This window comes from Nonomuraea sp. NPDC048916, from assembly GCF_040649575.1.
Lineage (GTDB): Bacteria > Actinomycetota > Actinomycetes > Streptosporangiales > Streptosporangiaceae > Nonomuraea.
Genome location: NZ_JBEZFS010000018.1, coordinates 51833 through 67686 on the forward strand (window position 1 = coordinate 51833; position 15854 = coordinate 67686).

General features: G+C 72.5%; 14 protein-coding genes. 12 read left to right on the forward strand and 2 right to left on the reverse strand.

Features of this window, described 5'->3' with window-relative positions:
- Positions 1-92 precede the first annotated feature (92 nt).
- From AB0C16_RS21235 to AB0C16_RS21280, 10 genes are all read left to right on the forward strand, one after another.
- Positions 93-1097 carry a LacI family DNA-binding transcriptional regulator gene (locus AB0C16_RS21235; protein ID WP_357685370.1) on the forward strand — a complete coding sequence of 335 codons (1005 nt, stop codon included), beginning with the start codon at positions 93-95 and terminating at the stop codon, positions 1095-1097.
- Between the two features lie 191 nt (positions 1098-1288).
- On the forward strand, positions 1289-2272 hold the full coding sequence (locus tag AB0C16_RS21240; RefSeq protein ID WP_357685509.1) for a LacI family DNA-binding transcriptional regulator: 984 nt from the start codon (positions 1289-1291) through the stop codon (positions 2270-2272).
- Positions 2273-2340: 68 nt separating this feature from the next.
- Positions 2341-2478, forward strand: a complete 138-nt coding sequence (locus tag AB0C16_RS21245) for a hypothetical protein (RefSeq protein ID WP_357685372.1) — start codon at positions 2341-2343, stop codon at positions 2476-2478.
- Positions 2475-4157, forward strand: coding sequence for a ribulokinase (araB, locus tag AB0C16_RS21250; protein ID WP_357685374.1), 1683 nt, complete (start codon positions 2475-2477; stop codon positions 4155-4157). Before AB0C16_RS21245 ends, araB begins: the two co-directional genes overlap by 4 nt.
- The gene (locus AB0C16_RS21255; RefSeq protein ID WP_357685375.1) at positions 4154-4807 is read left to right on the forward strand and encodes an L-ribulose-5-phosphate 4-epimerase; all 654 of its coding nucleotides are present in this window, start codon (positions 4154-4156) and stop codon (positions 4805-4807) included. The genes araB and AB0C16_RS21255 overlap by 4 nt, the downstream gene beginning before the upstream one ends.
- Positions 4804-6258, forward strand: a complete 1455-nt coding sequence (gene araA / locus AB0C16_RS21260; RefSeq protein ID WP_357685377.1) for an L-arabinose isomerase — start codon at positions 4804-4806, stop codon at positions 6256-6258. Before AB0C16_RS21255 ends, araA begins: the two co-directional genes overlap by 4 nt.
- 160 nt (positions 6259-6418) lie before the next feature.
- Positions 6419-7624 (forward strand): FAD-binding protein, encoded by a 1206-nt coding sequence (locus AB0C16_RS21265; protein ID WP_357685379.1) that lies wholly within the window; start codon positions 6419-6421, stop codon positions 7622-7624.
- A 25-nt stretch (positions 7625-7649) separates the two neighbouring features.
- Complete coding sequence (locus AB0C16_RS21270; protein ID WP_357685381.1) at positions 7650-8051, forward strand: DUF3224 domain-containing protein; 402 nt, start codon at positions 7650-7652, stop codon at positions 8049-8051.
- 10 nt (positions 8052-8061) lie between these two features.
- The gene (locus tag AB0C16_RS21275) at positions 8062-9642 is read left to right on the forward strand and encodes an FAD-binding oxidoreductase (protein ID WP_357685383.1); all 1581 of its coding nucleotides are present in this window, start codon (positions 8062-8064) and stop codon (positions 9640-9642) included.
- A gap of 240 nt (positions 9643-9882) precedes the next feature.
- On the forward strand, positions 9883-10092 hold the full coding sequence (locus tag AB0C16_RS21280) for a hypothetical protein (protein WP_357685385.1): 210 nt from the start codon (positions 9883-9885) through the stop codon (positions 10090-10092).
- Between the two features lie 69 nt (positions 10093-10161).
- Here AB0C16_RS21280 and AB0C16_RS21285 read toward each other — a convergent pair whose 3' ends face one another.
- Complete coding sequence (locus tag AB0C16_RS21285; protein ID WP_357685387.1) at positions 10162-11175, reverse strand: helix-turn-helix domain-containing protein; 1014 nt, start codon at positions 11173-11175, stop codon at positions 10162-10164.
- Positions 11176-11217: 42 nt separating this feature from the next.
- Between AB0C16_RS21285 and AB0C16_RS21290 the strand changes: the two genes are divergently transcribed.
- Entirely contained in the window at positions 11218-12237 is a 1020-nt protein-coding gene (locus tag AB0C16_RS21290; RefSeq protein ID WP_357685389.1) for a 3-oxoacyl-[acyl-carrier-protein] synthase III C-terminal domain-containing protein, read from the forward strand.
- A gap of 159 nt (positions 12238-12396) precedes the next feature.
- On the opposite strand, the gene AB0C16_RS21295 is transcribed toward AB0C16_RS21290, so the two are convergent.
- Positions 12397-14076: an asparagine synthase-related protein gene (locus AB0C16_RS21295; protein ID WP_357685391.1), complete on the reverse strand. Its 1680-nt coding sequence runs from the start codon at positions 14074-14076 to the stop codon at positions 12397-12399.
- 224 nt (positions 14077-14300) lie between these two features.
- On the opposite strand from AB0C16_RS21295, the gene AB0C16_RS21300 reads away from it, so the two are divergent.
- On the forward strand, positions 14301-15770 hold the full coding sequence (locus tag AB0C16_RS21300) for a von Willebrand factor type A domain-containing protein (protein WP_357685393.1): 1470 nt from the start codon (positions 14301-14303) through the stop codon (positions 15768-15770).
- Positions 15771-15854 lie beyond the last annotated feature (84 nt).

Genomic DNA, 15854 nt, shown 5'->3' on the forward strand with positions numbered 1-15854 from the left:
AAGGTTTTCGGAAACGTAAGAGAAACACTTGAGCATGTCAATGGGTGTTATGGTTCGCGTCGGATAAGGGTTATGGAAAAGGGTTTCGAAACATGGCGGGTAGGCGCGCGACCATCAACGACGTGGCCTCCCTGGCGGGGGTGTCGATCGCCACGGCGTCCAAGGCGCTCAACGGGCGGCAGGACGTGCGTGACTCGACCCGGCGGCGGGTGCTCGCCGCCGCCGAGGAGCTCTCCTTTCAGCCCAACGCGCTGGCCAGGGGGCTGCTGTCCGGGCAGACCCGCACGGTCGGGCTGCTCACCTCCGACAGCGTGGGCAGGTTCGGCATCCCGGTGCTGCTCGGCGCCGAGGACGCGTTCGGCGCGGGGGAGATGGCGGTGATGCTCTGCGACGCCCGCGGCGACGCCATCAGGGAGCAGCACCACCTGCGGGCGCTGCTGTCGCGCCGGGTGGACGGGCTGATCGTGGTGGGCGAGAGCACCGACCCGCGGCCCTCGGTCAGCAGGAACCTGCCGGTGCCCGTGGTCTACGCCTACGGCCCGTCCGACGACCCCGGCGACGTCTCGTTCGTGCCCGACGACGTGGGCGGGGCGGCGATGGCCGTGCGGCATCTGCTGGCTCTGGGGCGGCGCCGGATCGCGCACGTCACCGGGCCCGACGACTACAAGGCGTCCCGCGACCGGGCGGAGGGGCTGCGGCTCGCGCTGGCGGCGGCGGAGTTGCCGCAGGCCGGCGAGACGCTGTGGGGCGGGTGGTCGCAGCGGTGGGGGCGGCACGCGGCGGAGATGCTGCTGATGGCGCAGCCCGACGTGGACGCGGTGTTCTGCGGCAGCGACCAGATCGCGGCCGGGTTCGTGGAGGCCGCGCGCGAGCGGGGGCGCCGGGTGCCCGACGACATCGCGGTGGTCGGCTACGACAACTGGGAGGTGCTGTCCACCGAGACGCGCCCCGCGTTGACGACCGTGGACATGAACCTCGAACGGCTCGGCCGCACCGCCGCCCAGCACCTGTTCGCCGCCATCGACGGCAGGGCGACGCCCGGCGTCCACCGGATGCCCTGCCGGCTGGTGATCCGTGACTCCACCGCGCCGGCGTGAACGTCCCGGGCCGGATCCCGCCCGGGCGCGGGGCCTCACCACACGGGCGTCGGCGCGCCGTCCAGGCCCCGCGCGTGACGGGACCGTAATCGGCCCGCCCCTTGACGAGACCCGTTGTTAACGTTCACAGTCTTGCCAGAGCCAGGAAAGGAGTGCCTGTGGGGTCGACCCGGGACCACCGTCCGCCGGTGATGGCCGACGTGGCCAGAGAGGCGGGCGTGTCCCACCAGACGGTCTCCCGGGTGCTCAACGAGCATCCCAACGTGCGCGGCGAGACCCGCGCCCGGGTGCTCGAGGCGATCGGCAAACTCGGCTACCGCCGCAACCTGGTCGCCCGCGCGCTCGTCACCAAGCACTCCAGGACGCTCGGCGTGGTCAGCTTCGACACCACCCTGTACGGCCCGGCCAGCACGGTCTACGGCATCGAGCAGGCGGCCAGGGCGGCCGGCTACTTCGTCAGCATCGTCAGCCTGAAGTCCATCGACCGCTCCGGCGTCCGCGACGCCCTCGACTACCTGGCCGACCAGGGCGTCGACGGCATCGTCGTGGTCGCGCCGCAGCGTTCGGCCGCCGAGGCGCTGGCCGACCTGCCGGTCGGGGCGCCCACGGTCGCGGTCGAGGGCGGCGAGGCCGGCGACGTGTCCGTGGTGTGCGTGGACCAGGTGGAGGGAGGCAGGCTGGCCACCCAGCACCTGCTCTCCCTGGGGCACGAGACGGTGTGGCATGTCCGCGGGCCCTCCGACTGGCTGGAGGCCGAAGGGCGCGTGGCCGGATGGCGGTCCGCGCTGGCACTGGCGGGCCGCGAGGCCCCGCGACCACTCGCCGGAGACTGGAGTCCTCGCTCGGGTTACGAGGCGGGGCGCAGCCTGGCGAGCATGAAGGACGTCACCGCGGTCTTCGTCGCCAATGACCAGATGGCGCTCGGAGTGTTGCGGGCGTTCACCGAGCGGGAGGTGCGGGTGCCCGACCGGGTGAGCGTCGTCGGCTTCGACGACATTCCGGAGTCGGAGTTCTTCTCGCCGCCGCTCACCACCATCAGGCAGGACTTCGGCGCCGTGGGCAGGCACAGCATCGAGGTCCTGCTCCGGCAGATCGAGGGGCAGGGCCCGCACGTGCGCGAGCGTCTCGTGGTCCCGCCCTCGTTCGTCTCCCGGGCCAGTACGGCCCGGCCCTGACCGGGCACGGCGGCGGGGATGCCGGCACGGCGTCTATGTTAGCGCTCACATAGAAAGGAACCCCCCACGTGTTGAACAGGATCTCGACGCTCGTGCTCGCCCGGCTCACCGCCCTGGCGATGGCCGGTTGCGGTGGTGTTCTCGGCGCGGCGCCGTACCTGATCGTCCGTACGGCGCAGCCGTACCAAGCCTGGGAGAGTGTGTGAACGCTAACGCGGACAGTTATGTGATCGGCGTCGACTTCGGGACGCTGTCGGGGCGTGCCGTGGTGGTGCGCGTCTCCGACGGGGCCGAGGCCGGCACGGCGGTGCACGAGTTCGCCCATCGGGTGATCGAGGACCGGCTGCCCGGCGACGGGGTGCGGCTGGGGCCCGACTGGGCGCTGCAGTCGCCGCGGGACTGGCTCGACGTGCTGCGCACGGCCGTGCCGGAGGCGGTGGCGGCGGCCGGGATCGACCCGTCCCGCGTCATCGGGCTGGGCACCGACTTCACCGCCTGCACCGTGCTGCCGGCCAGGGCCGACGGCACGCCGCTGTGCTTCGAGACGCCCGAGCGCCCGCACGCCTGGCCGAAGCTGTGGAAGCACCACGCCGCGCAGGCGCACGCCGACCGGATCAACGCGCTGGCGGCCGAACGCGGGGAGCCGTGGCTGCCCAGGTACGGCGGGAAGATCTCCTCGGAGTGGGAGTTCGCCAAGGGCCTGCAGGTTCTGGAGGAGGACCCCGAGGTCTACGCCAGGGCGGAGCGGTGGATCGAGGCGGCCGACTGGATCATCTGGCAGCTCACCGGCGTGGAGACCCGCAACGTGTGCACTGCCGGTTACAAGGGGATTTTTCAGGATGGGTCCTATCCCTCTGCGGACTTCCTTGCCGCGCTGAATCCCGACTTTGCGGGATTTATCGACAAGTTAGGGCACGATCTATCCTCGCTGGGTGGCCTGGCCGGGCGGCTGACCCCCGAGGCCGCCGGATGGACCAAACTCCCCGAGGGCATCGCCGTCGCGGTCGGCAACGTCGACGCGCACGTCACCTCGGCCGCCGCCGACGCGGTCCGGCCCGGCCAGATGGTCGCCATCATGGGCACCTCCACCTGCCATGTGATGTCCTCCGACCGGCTGGCCGAGGTGCCCGGCATGTGCGGCGTCGTACGCGACGGGATCGTGCCGGGGCTGTGGGGCTACGAGGCCGGCCAGTCGGGGGTGGGCGACATCTTCGCCTGGTTCGTCGACAACTCCGTGCCCGCCTCCTACACCGGCCGGGCACGGCAGCGCGGCCAGTCCGTGCACGACCTGCTGGCCGAGCTGGCCGCCGCGCAACCCGTCGGCGCGCACGGCCTGGTCGCGCTCGACTGGCACAACGGCAACCGCTCGGTGCTGGTCGACCACGACCTGTCCGGCGTGATCGTCGGCCAGACGCTCGGCACCCGGCCCGAGGACGTCTACCGGGCGCTCATCGAGGCCACCGCGTTCGGCACGCGGGTGATCGTCGAGACGTTCGAGGCGGCGGGCGTGCCCGTGGAGGAGTTCGTCGTGGCCGGCGGCCTGGTGAAGAACCCCTTCCTCATGCAGGTCTACGCCGACGTGCTGCGGCGCCCGCTGTCGCTGATCGGCTCCGAGCAGGGCCCGGCGCTCGGCTCGGCCATCCACGCGGCGGTCGCCGCCGGGGCCTACGACGACATCCAGCGGGCCGCCGCCGCCATGGGCCGCCGGCGGGAGAACGCCTACCTGCCCGACGGGCGCGCCGCCGACGCCTACGACCGGCTCTACGCCGAGTACCGCGCACTCCACGACCACTTCGGGGACGGGCGCATGCTGCACGCCCTGCGCGCGATCCGGAACGAGGCCCGCGGCTCCGCGACCGAGCCGCCGAACGGAGTGAGGCCGTGAGCACGAGGAGGATCGTCAGCGAGCTGCACGCCGAGCTGGTGCGCAACGGGCTCGTCGCCTGGACCGCCGGGAACGTCTCCGGCCGGATCCCCGGCGAGGACCTGTTCGTGATCAAGCCCTCCGGCGTCTCCTACGACGAGCTGACCCCGGAGAACATGGTCGTCTGCGACCTCGACGGCAACCTGGTCGAGGGCGGGCACCGGCCGTCGAGCGACACCGCGGCGCACGCCTACGTCTACCGCGCGATGCCCGAGGTGGGCGGCGTCGTGCACACCCACTCGACCTACGCCTCCGCGTGGGCAGCCCGGGGCGAGCCGATCCCGTGCGTGCTGACCGCGATGGCCGACGAGTTCGGCGGCGAGATCCCCGTCGGGCCGTTCGCGCTGATCGGCGACGACTCCATAGGCCGGGGCATCGTGGCCACGCTCAGGGGCCACCGCTCGCCGGCCGTGCTGATGCGCAGCCACGGCGTGTTCACGATCGGCGCGGACCCGCGCGCCGCCGTGAAGGCCGCCGTGATGTGCGAGGACGTCGCCCGCACCGTGCACGTCGCCAGGCAGCTCGGCGAGCCGCTGCCCCTCGCGCGGGACGACATCGACCGCCTGTACGACCGCTACCAGAACGTCTACGGACAGAGGAGCCCGCGTTGAACATCTGGTTTCTGACCGGCAGCCAGGGGCTGTACGGCGAGGACACGCTGCGCCAGGTCGCCGAGCAGTCGCGGCGGATCGCCGAGACGCTGCCGGTGCCCGTGGTGTGGAAGCCGGTGCTCACCGACGCGGCGGCGATCAGGCGGATCATGCTGGAGGCGAGCGCCGACGACTCGTGCGCCGGGGTGATCGCCTGGATGCACACGTTCTCACCGGCCAAGATGTGGATCGCCGGGCTCGACGCGCTGCGCAAGCCGCTGCTGCACCTGCACACGCAGGCCAACGTGGAGCTGCCGTGGAGCACCATCGACATGGACTTCATGAATCTCAACCAGGCCGCCCACGGCGACCGCGAGTTCGGCCACATCCAGACCCGCCTCGGCGTCGCCCGCAAGACCGTCGCGGGCCACGTCAGCGACCCCTACGTGGTCGAACGCATCCTGGCCTGGGCGCGGGCGGCGTCCGGCCTGGCCGAGGTGCGCACCCTGAAGCTCGCTCGGTTCGGCGACAACATGCGCGACGTGGCCGTCACCGAGGGCGACAAGGTGGAGGCCCAGCTGCGTTTCGGCGTCTCGGTCAACACCTACGGCGTCAACGAGTTGGTCGAGGTCGTCGACGCCGCCTCCGACGCCGACGTGAACGCGCTGGTCAAGGAGTACGAGGAGCTCTACCGGGTGGCTCCCGAGCTGCTCGGTGAGCGGCGCGAGTCGCTGCGCTACGCGGCCCGGATCGAACTCGGCCTGCGTCACTTCCTGGAGGCCGGCGGATTCGGGGCGTTCACCACGAACTTCGAGGACCTCGGCGGCCTGCGCCAGTTGCCCGGCCTGGCCGTGCAGCGGCTGATGGCCGACGGCTACGGCTTCGGCGGCGAGGGCGACTGGAAGACCTCGGTGCTGCTGCGCACGCTCAAGTCGATGGCCCCCGGCGGCACCTCGTTCATGGAGGACTACACCTACCACCTGACCCCGGGGGAGGAGCTCATCCTCGGCGCGCACATGCTGGAGGTCTGCCCCTCGATCGCCGGGGCCGTCCCGGCCTGCGAGATCCACCCGCTCAGCATCGGCGGCCGGGAGGACCCGGTCAGGCTGGTGTTCGACGCGGCGCCGGGCCCGGGGATCGTGGTGGGGCTGGCCGACCTCGGCGACCGGTTCCGCCTGGTGGCCAACGAGATCGACATCGTGACGCCGCCCCAGCCGCTGCCGGCCCTGCCCGTGGCCCGGGCGGTCTGGCGGCCCCGGCCCGGCCTGCGCACCAGCACCGAGGCGTGGCTGACCGCCGGCGCCCCGCACCACACCGTGCTGTCCACCGCCGTCGGCGCCGAGGAGCTCACCGACCTGGCCGACATGCTCGGCGTGGAACTGCTGGTCATCGACGCCGACACGACCGTCCGGCGGTTCGCCCGGGAGCTGCGCTGGAACCAGGCCTACTACCGCCTCGCCCAGGGGCTCTAGGGATCCCTGGCATGAGAACGTGATCCGACCGGCGCACCCTGCCCGATACGACGAGTGCGTCCGCATCTCTCGGCCGTCCGTGCTCGCGACCCTGGTCTGGGGACGGTTATCCGCCAAGGCGGCTGTCGCCGTGTGCGGGTGAGGCGTAAGATCGCCGGGCGTGCTGACCAACTGGGCGGGCAACATCGCCTTCCGCGCTCGAGAGGTGCACCGTCCCACCTCGCTCGGCGAGCTCCGGCGGCTGGTGGCCGGAAGTCCCGCCGTCCGGGCGCTGGGCAGCGGCCACTCCTTCAACGAGGTCGCCGACTCACCGGGCGTGCTGGTGGCCCTGGACCGCATGCCGCAGGCCGTGGAGATCGACAGCGCGGCGGCGCGGGTGCGGGTCGCCGCGAGCGTGACGTACGCGCGCCTCGCGCCCGTCCTGCACGCGCGCGGGCTCGCGCTGGCCAACCTGGCGTCGCTGCCGCACATCTCGGTCGCGGGGTCGGTCGCGACGGGCACCCACGGCTCCGGCGTCACCAACCGGAGCCTCTCGGCGGCGGTCTCCGGGCTGGAGCTCGTCACCGCAGACGGCTCGGTGACGACCCTGGAGCGCGGCGACGCCGACTTCCCCGGCGCGGTGGTCGCGCTCGGGGCGCTCGGCGTCGTCACGACGCTCACGCTCGACCTCGTGCCCGCCTTCGAGCTGCGCCAGTACGTCCGCGAGGACCTGCCGCCCGGCTTCCCCTTCGAGGAGGTCATGTCGGACGGCCACAGCGTCAGCCTCTTCACCGACTGGAGCTCCACCCGCGTCTGGCTCAAACGCCGCACGGAGCTGCCTCCCGGCGACTGGTACGGCACCCGCCCGGCCGGCGGGCCGCGCCACCCGGTGCCCGGCATGCCGCCCGGCAGTTGCACCGAGCAGCTCGGCGTGCCGGGCCCCTGGCATGAGCGGCTGCCGCACTTCCGGGCCGACTCCCCGCCGAGCAGCGCGGGTGACGAGCTGCAGTCGGAGTTCCTGCTGCCCAGGGAGCACGCCACCGACGCGCTGGCCGCGCTGACGGCCGCCGGCGACCGGATCCGGCCGGTCCTGCAGATCTCCGAGGTGCGCACGGTCGCGGCCGACGATCTCTGGATGAGCCCCTGCCGCGACCGCGACAGCGTGGCCGTCCACTTCACCTGGGTCAAGGACTGGGCGGCGGTGCTGCCGGTGCTCACCCTGGTCGAGGACGTCCTGGCGCCCTTCGACCCGCGACCGCACTGGGGCAAGCTCTTCACCCGGTGGCCGTCGTGCCCGGAGCGCTTCCGCGAGCTGGTCCGCCGCTACGACCCGGCGGGTACGTTCGGCAACGACTTCCTGCGGCGGGCCGTACCTGACACGAGGTGACAGGTACGACCGGCACCCTGGACCCATGACAGCCAAAGGCACCTTCGACACCGCCGACTGGAACGCCCTGCCGCCCTTCGACGACCGCGACGGCGTCTCGCTCGGCCAGGTCACCCTCCGCAAGACCTTCCACGGAGACCTGACCGCCACGTCCGTCGTCACCATGCTCGTGGCCACGACCGAGGTGGCCGACTCGCGGTCGTACGTGGCCCTGGAACGCGTCGACGGCACCCTCGACGGCCGTTCCGGCGGCTTCGTCGTCCAGCACAACGCCGTCAGCGACCGCGGCGCGCAGGGGCTGCGCGTCACGGTCGTGCCCGACTCCGGCACCGGCGAGCTGCGCGGGCTCCGCGGCGAGATGGACATCCTCATCGCCCCCGACGGCTCCCACTCCTACACCTTCGACTACGACCTGCTCTCACCCTGACAATCGACCCATGACGAAGAGCCACTGGGCATGGGGTCCCGAGCCGGATCCGAATGAGTTACGGGAGCTGGCGCGGCTGACGGCCGCGCACACGGGGATCGGGGATCCGGCCGCGTGGGAGGAGCCGGTGCCCTTCGAGCGGGTACGGCTCGCGCCGCCACGGGTGCCCGTCCCCGAGACGTTGCGGGAGTTCTGCTCCGCCGGCCCGTACGAGCGGGTGACGCGCACCTACGGGCAGGCCTACCGCGACCTGGTCAGGGCCTACCGGGGTGACTTCGGCAACGCGCCCGACCTCGTGGCCCGGCCGAGGGACGAGGACGAGGTCGAGCGGGTCCTCGCGTGGGCCTCGGCCGAACGGGTGGCGGTCGTGCCGAGGGGCGGCGGCACCAGCGTCGTGGGCGGGGTGGAGGCGCGGTTCGACGGGCCCGCCCTCTGTCTCGACCTCGGCCGGATGCGCCGGGTACTGGAGGTGGACGAGGTGTCGCGGGCGGCACTGGTCGAGGCCGGCGCCTCGGGACCCGGGCTGAACGGGCAACTGCCCGGAGAGCTGCGGCTGCGGTTCTTCCCGCAGTCGTACGAGTTCTCCACGCTGGGCGGGTGGATCGCGACCCGGGCGGGCGGGCACTACGCGACCCTGCACACGCACATCGACGACCTGGTCGAGGCGGTGCGGGCGATCACCCCGGCCGGGGTGTGGGAGTCGCGGCGGCTGCCCGGTTCCGGGGCCGGGCCCTCGCCGGACCGGTGGCTGCTCGGGTCGGAGGGCACGCTCGGGGTGATCACCCGAGCCTGGGTGCGGTTGCAGGAACGGCCCGCCTTCAAGGTGTCCGTGCCGGTGCGCTTCCTCGCGTGGGAGGCGGCGGTGGCGGCCGTGCACGACCTCGCCCAGTCGGGGCTCCATCCGTCGAACTGCCGGCTGCTCGACGCCCGCGAGGCGGCGCTGGCCTCGGGAGGGGACGGGCGGCACGCCGTGCTCATCGTGGGGTTCGAGTCGGCCGACCATCCGGTCGACGCGTGGCTGGCACGGGCCCTGGAGATCACCGGCGGGCACGGCGGCGAAGCCGGCGAGGTCACCGGCCGGAGCGCCGGCACGGCAGGGGAGGCCACCGGCCCGCGAGGCGGCGCGTCCGGTCGGGCGGGGCAGGATCGGGAGTGGAAGGGCACGTTCACCCGCATGCCCTATCTGCGCAACGCCCACCCGGGGCTCGGCCTGATCGCGGAGACGTTCGAGACGGCCGTCACCTGGGACCGGTTCCCCGCGCTGCACGAGGCCGTCATGGGGACGTTCGGCGGGAAGATCGCGGTGAGCTGCCGGCTGGCCTTCGCCTACCCCGACGGGCCCGCGCCCTACTACACGGTTCTGGCGCCCGCGATCCGGGGCGAGGAGGTCGCGCAGTGGGACGACCTCAAGCGGAGCGTGTCGGAGGTCCTGCTGCGTCACGGCGGCACGATCACCCACCACCACGCGGTCGGCCGCGACCACCGGCCCTTCTACGACCGCCAGCGGCCCGAGCCGTTCGCGCTCGCGCTCCGCGCGGCCAAGCGGGCCCTGGACCCCGCGGGCGTGCTCAACCCGGGAGTGCTCATCTGAGCCTGGCCCGCGAACGGCGTCCCGGAGGCGTGGGCGCCGTTCTCATTCGTCCCCTGGTCGACTAACCTACCGACCAGCCGGTGGCGGTCCTTCCTGGGCCTCGGTGCTGGTCCGCCGCGTCTTCGGGGTCGCGGGCGCCGCCCACCGGCCCCACCACAGGTACGGCCTGCGCGTCGCCTGGCCGTCGGGCGACTGGGGGTCGCTGCCGATCGAGGGCGGGCTGGAGGTGGCCTTCAGCGGATGCTCGCCGAGGCGGGGCCGCAGGCCGAGACCCTCAAGGCCGAGATCGCGGCCCGCCTGGAGTCGGTCCGGTCGCCGTTCCGCACGGCGGAGGCCTTCCTGGTGGAGGACATCATCGACCCGGCGCGGACCCGGCCCGTGCTGACCGAGTGGGTGCACGACGCCTACGCCGTCCTCGACCCCGGCCCCCGCTCCACGACCCGTCCCTGACCCGGCGAATCGGCGGGTCCGGTGCGGCGCGGGCGCGGCGGCGGATGCGATCGTGAAGGCGGGCGCCGGTCACGCCTGACGGTCGCCGTGCACGCGGGCGGGCTCGCGGCCGCGCGAGGAGCCGCCGAAGGCGCGGCGGTAGGCGGACGGCGAGGTGCGCATCGCCCGCGTGAAGTGGTGGCGGAACGTCACCGGGCTGTCGAAGCCCACGGCCGCCGCGATCTCCTCCACCGGCACGGCCGTGGACTCCAGCATCGGCAGGCTGGCCGACACCCGCTGGGAGATCACCCACCGCAGCGGGCTGGTGCCCGTCTGCCGCTTGAAGTGCCTGATGAACGAGCGCTCCGACATGTGCGCCACCCTCGCCAGGCCGCCGACGCTGATCGGCCCGGCCAGGTTGCCCAGGGCCCACTCCATCGCCCTGGCCACCGCGTCGTCGTCGTCCACGGGCGTCACGGCGGCCTCGATGAACTGCGCCTGACCGCCCTCCCGATGCGGCGCGATGACCAGCCGGCGGGCCACCGCGTTGGCCACGCCGGGGCCGTGGTCGGTGCGTACGAGATGGATCAGCAGGTCGAGCCCGGCCGCGCTGCCCGCGCTGGTCAGCACGTCGCCGCCGTCCACGTACAGGACCGAGGCGTTGACCGAGACGGCGGGGAAACGCCGCTGGAGCAGGTCGGCGTGCTTCCAGTGGGTGGTCGCCTCGCGCCCGTCGAGCAGCCCGGCGGCGGCCAGCGCGAACGCGCCCGAGCAGATCGACACCATCCGGGCGCCCCGCTCGTGCGCCACCCGCAGCGCGAGGATCAGCTCCTCGGAGACCGGCCCGCGCACGTCGGCCACCCCAGGCACGATCACCGTGTCGCAGGAGGCGAGCACGTCGAGCCCGTGTGCCGCCCGCAGGGTGAACCCGCCCACCGCCCTGAGCGGCTCCGGTGTCTCGGCGCAGACCCTGAGGTTGTACCAGGGCACGCCGAGCTCGGGCCGGGGTAGTCCGAAGATCTCCACCACGCAGCCGAGCTCGAACGGCGCCATCCCGTCGAAGGCCAGAACGCCGATCGTGGGCAGGCGCGCGGGCATGAGCATGGCCGCATGTTAGCCCGCGGTCCCCTGCGGCAGAGAGAAGGCATGCACATTTCGGGGGTACAGACCGTTCTGCCCGATCACCGCTACGCGCAGGCGGAGATCACCGAGGCGTTCTCCCAGTTGACCGCGGCCGACCGGGACCTCCTTGAACGCTTCCACGCCGCCGTCGGCGTCGAAGGCCGCAACCTGGCGCTCCGGCTGGAGGACTACGCCAAGCTCGATTCCTTCACCCGCGCGAACGAGGCCTATGTGGAGGCGGCGCTGGACCTGGGCGAACGGGCGATCAGCGGGGCGCTGGAGAAAACGGGCCTGTCGCCGGAGAAGGTGGACCACCTGCTGTTCTGCTCCACCACCGGACTCGCCACCCCTTCGCTCGACGCCAGGCTGGCCCAGCGCGCCGGGCTGCGTGACGACGTCAAGCGGGTGCCGGTGTTCGGCCTGGGCTGCGCGGCGGGGGTGGCGGGGCTGTCCCGGCTCAACGACTACCTGCGCGGCTGGCCGGAGCACGTGGCGATGCTGGTCTGCGTGGAGCTCTGCTCGCTGACCGTGCAACGCGACGACACCTCGGTCGCGAACCTCATCGCCGGCGCCCTGTTCGGGGACGGCGCGGCGGCGGTCGTGGCGACGGGGCGCGGCCCCGGCCCGGAGGTGGTCGCCACGCGCAGCAAGCTCTACCCCGGCACGGAGCACCTGATGGGCTGGGAAGTCGGCGAGCACGGCTTCCGCGTCGTGCTCGACGCCGGGCTGGCCGGCTTCGTCGAGCGGAAGGTCGGCGGAGACGTCAAGGCCTTCCTCGCCGACTACGGCCTGACATCCGACCAGGTCGGGTCCTGGATCTTCCATCCCGGCGGCCCCAAGATGATCGACACGCTCGCCGCGGCGCTGGACCTGCCCGACGAGGCCACGCATCTGACCCGCCGGTCGCTGCGCGAGCACGGCAACCTGTCGTCGGTCTCCGTGCTGCACGTGCTCCAGCAGACGCGCGAACGCCGCGGTGAGCCCGCGGTGCTCCTCGCGCTCGGTCCCGGTTTCTCCGCCGAAATGCTCCTGCTGCACTGCTGAACGCCTGACCTGCGAGGCGTGACCGGGGCCCGCGGGGGACACCATGCGAACGCGGAGTCCGTCCGGATCGTCCCCCTGAGCGGCGGGGCCAAGCGCTGGGGATCGCCTCCTCCGCCATGGTCGCCGCACAGGGGGTGGGATGAGAGCGGCGGGCGCGGGTCAGACGCCCGGCCTGGAGACGCTGATCGCCTCCAGGCCCTCGGGCTGCTTGCCGGGGTAGAGGCCGGTGAGCAGTGTGCTGACCGTGTAGAGGTGCCAGGCCAGGGCGGGCTTCTTGACCACGGGATCGGCGAACAGGGCGCGCACCTCGTCCGGGTTGACGATCGGGGTCAGCGCGTCGAGGCCGCCGAGCACCTGCTCGCGCAGCACGTCCGTCAGCGCCGGGCCCGGGCTGGTGCGCCAGCTCCACCCGCCGCCGGTCTTGGGCGTCGGCAGGTGCGCGGGCGGCGTGTGGGTCCGCGCGAACCACCGCGGCCGGCGTGCCGCCATTCTCTCCGCGAACCGCCACGGCTTCCCCTCGATCGGGACATCCCGTAGCTCCGGGGCAAAGCGCAAAATAAGCGAATAAATCACTTCTTCGGAGAGCCGCCAGCCCTGGTCCAGGCTCAACGCCGCCCGCACCACCCGGTTGTCCAGGAACGGCCGGACCGGGTCGCCCCGGCGCAGCGAGCCCGCCCTGGCGCTGGCCTGCCAGCGGCCCACCTTGTACCAGATGTAGAGATGGTCCAGCGCTTCCAGCCGGTTCGCACGGGCCTGCCATGGTTTGGCCAGCTCCCGCGCGTGCTCGTTCGCCTCGGCCGTGAACAGCTTCTCGTCCTTGTAGAACGTGTTGTTGATCCGGCGGAGCAGCGCCTTGTCGCTGAGGTCCGTCTGGAGCAGGTTGAGGCTGCCCGCCCGGAGGGTCTCACCGCTCTGCCCGGACATGGTCGGTTTGCCGGAGTAGGGCAGGTAACTCACGATCGACTCGTACGCCGAGGTCATCCCCTCACACGTGCGCAGCGTCTCCCACGCCCGGCTCAGCGGGTGCTCCACCAGCACCGCGTCCTTCGCCGCGGTCTGCGGCGGCGCGATGACCGTGTGCTCCACCTTGAGCCTGGCCGCGATCTGCCGGGCGAGGATCACATCGGGGTGTGTGTCGAGCCCGTTCGTCGTCACCCGGAACGGCACCCGCGCCGCGTGCAGCAGCGCCGCCAGGATGCGGGTGTCGCGCCCGCCGGTCAGCGCGAGATTGACCGGCTCGCCGGCCTCGCGCAGCGGCGCGACCGTGGCCAGCAACGCGTCGCCCAGCTCGGCGATGGCCGCCCGCTTCCGCCGCGCCGAGGTGGGCGCGGGCGCCGCCTCCGGCAGCGGGGTCTCGGTGATCGTACGGCTCCCGCCCCGGATGTCGATCCGCGAGCTGGGACGGAGCGCCGACACGCCCAGGTACGGGGTCTCGTCCGACAGGAAGAAGCCCTGCCTGATCATCGTCTGCAGGGCCCGGACGTCGTGGTCGATGCGGTCCACCGGCTGGGCCGCCAGGTGCACGAGCAGCGCGCGGCTGCCCACGACGTACAGATCGGGCGTCTCGGCGTGGAAGACCGGGCAGACCCGGTTGATCGCGGTGCTCGCGGTGAGCTCGCCGTCACGGGCGATCCAGGCGGAGAAGCAGCCGCCCACCGTGTCGTCGGGCAGCCGCGGGGCGTCGGCCGGATCGGCCAGATGACCGTTCAGCCCGAGGACCCGGCCGCCCTCCTCGGAGATCAGGGGCGGCTGCCGAGAGTCGTCGGGCTCGTTGGACCACCCGAACAGGGACACGCCCCTGCCGTGCCACTCCCGGCCGCGGATCACCTCGGCGGGCACGGGGAAAGTGGTTTCGACGGCGGCACGAACCCGATCGAGGACACGGGCCGGGATGTCCTGTCGCTTTGCGGCTAGGCCCAAATAGACGCGCACGGCACCCATGCCTACCGGATATGACCGCTTTGCCACAACCGATCACGCGCGGATCGCGGTTTGCGCTCGCTTACGTCACCGGCCCGGCGACTCGCTGGGAGGGGTCGTCATAAGGCGTGGAGGTGGTTGTAGTGAAATTTCGTCCTTTAGCTATCGGTGTCGGACTTGTTGGACTGCTGGTGCTCGCCGCGTGCGGCGGCGGCCCCCAGGGCTCCACCGGCGACTCCGCGCAGCGCGCCCCCAGCAGCGAGCACCAGCAGCCGACCGCGTCCGCCGAGCCCTCGCCCCGCAAGAGCGAGAAGGACCCGGCCGAGGCCCAGATCTCCACCTTCGCCCTCGACGTGGACACCGCCTCGTACGCCTACGCCCGCCGTACCCTCCAGGAAGGGCGCTGGCCCGAACCCGGACAGATCCGGCCGGAGGAGTTCGTCAACGCCTTCAGACAGGACTACGTGGAACCCCCCGACGACGGGTTCACCGTGCACCTCGACGGCGCCCGCATGTCGCGCGACGGAGCGGTCCTGCGCGTCGGCCTGCAGACCCGCGGCTCCGACGCCGCCTCCCGGCGCCCCGCCAACCTCACGTTCGTGGTCGACGTGTCGGGCTCCATGGCCGAGACCGGCCGGCTCGACCTGGTCAAGCAGGCCCTGCACACGCTGCTCGACCAGCTGGCCCCCGGCGACCAGGTGTCGATCGTGTCCTTCAGCGACGAGGCCCGGCTGCTCGCCTCCATGACCCCGCTCGCCGCCCGCGCCGAGCTGCACCGCGCGGTGGACGAGCTCACCGTCCAGGGCGGCACGGACCTCGAGTCCGGCCTGGTCGCCGGCTACCAGGAGGCGGCCAAGGCCTTCCGCCCCGCCGCCGCGAACCGGGTCATCCTGCTCTCCGACGGCCTGGCCAACCAGGGCAGCACCGAATGGCGGACCATCCTCGACCGGGTCAAGGAGCACGCCGGCCGGCAGATCACCCTCCTCACCGTCGGCGTCGGCCGCGAGTACGGTGACGAGCTGATGGAGCAGCTGGCCGACAACGGCGACGGCGCCGCCGTCTACGTCAGCAGCCAGGAGGAGGCCGACAAGGTCTTCGTCAAGCAGCTCCCCGCCACCATCGAGCTGCGCGCCCGCGACGCCAAGGCGCAGGTGGTGTTCAACCCGTCCGTCGTCGAGAGCTTCCAGCTCATCGGCTACCAGAACCGCGCGCTGAAGGCCGGGGAGTTCCGCGACGACAACCGCGACGGCGGCGAGATCGGCCCCGGCCACTCGGTGACGGCTCTCTACTCCCTACGCCTCAAGCCGGGCGCCACCGGACAGCTCGCCCAGGCCACGGTGCGCTGGCAGGACCCCGACACCCGGAACCCCGCCGAGGCGAGCAAGTCGATCGACGCGGGCGCCCTTTCGGCCTCGGTCTGGTCGGAGGCCCCCCTCCGGCTCCAGGTGGACGTGGTCGCCGCGTCCTTCGCCGTCTTCATGCGCGATCGGGAGGCGTTCGGCCTGGACCTGCCCACGCTCGGCGAGCACGCCCGCCGCCTCGCCGGCGCCGCCGAGGACCCGATGGTGACCGAGCTGGCCGGTCTCATCGACAAGGCCCGCGAGGCGGGCTGACCCCTCGGGGGCTCTGTCGGCACCCCTTTGCCGCACGTCGTTTTAGGGGTGCTTGACCGTCCGTGGAGTCCGATAGACTGGTTC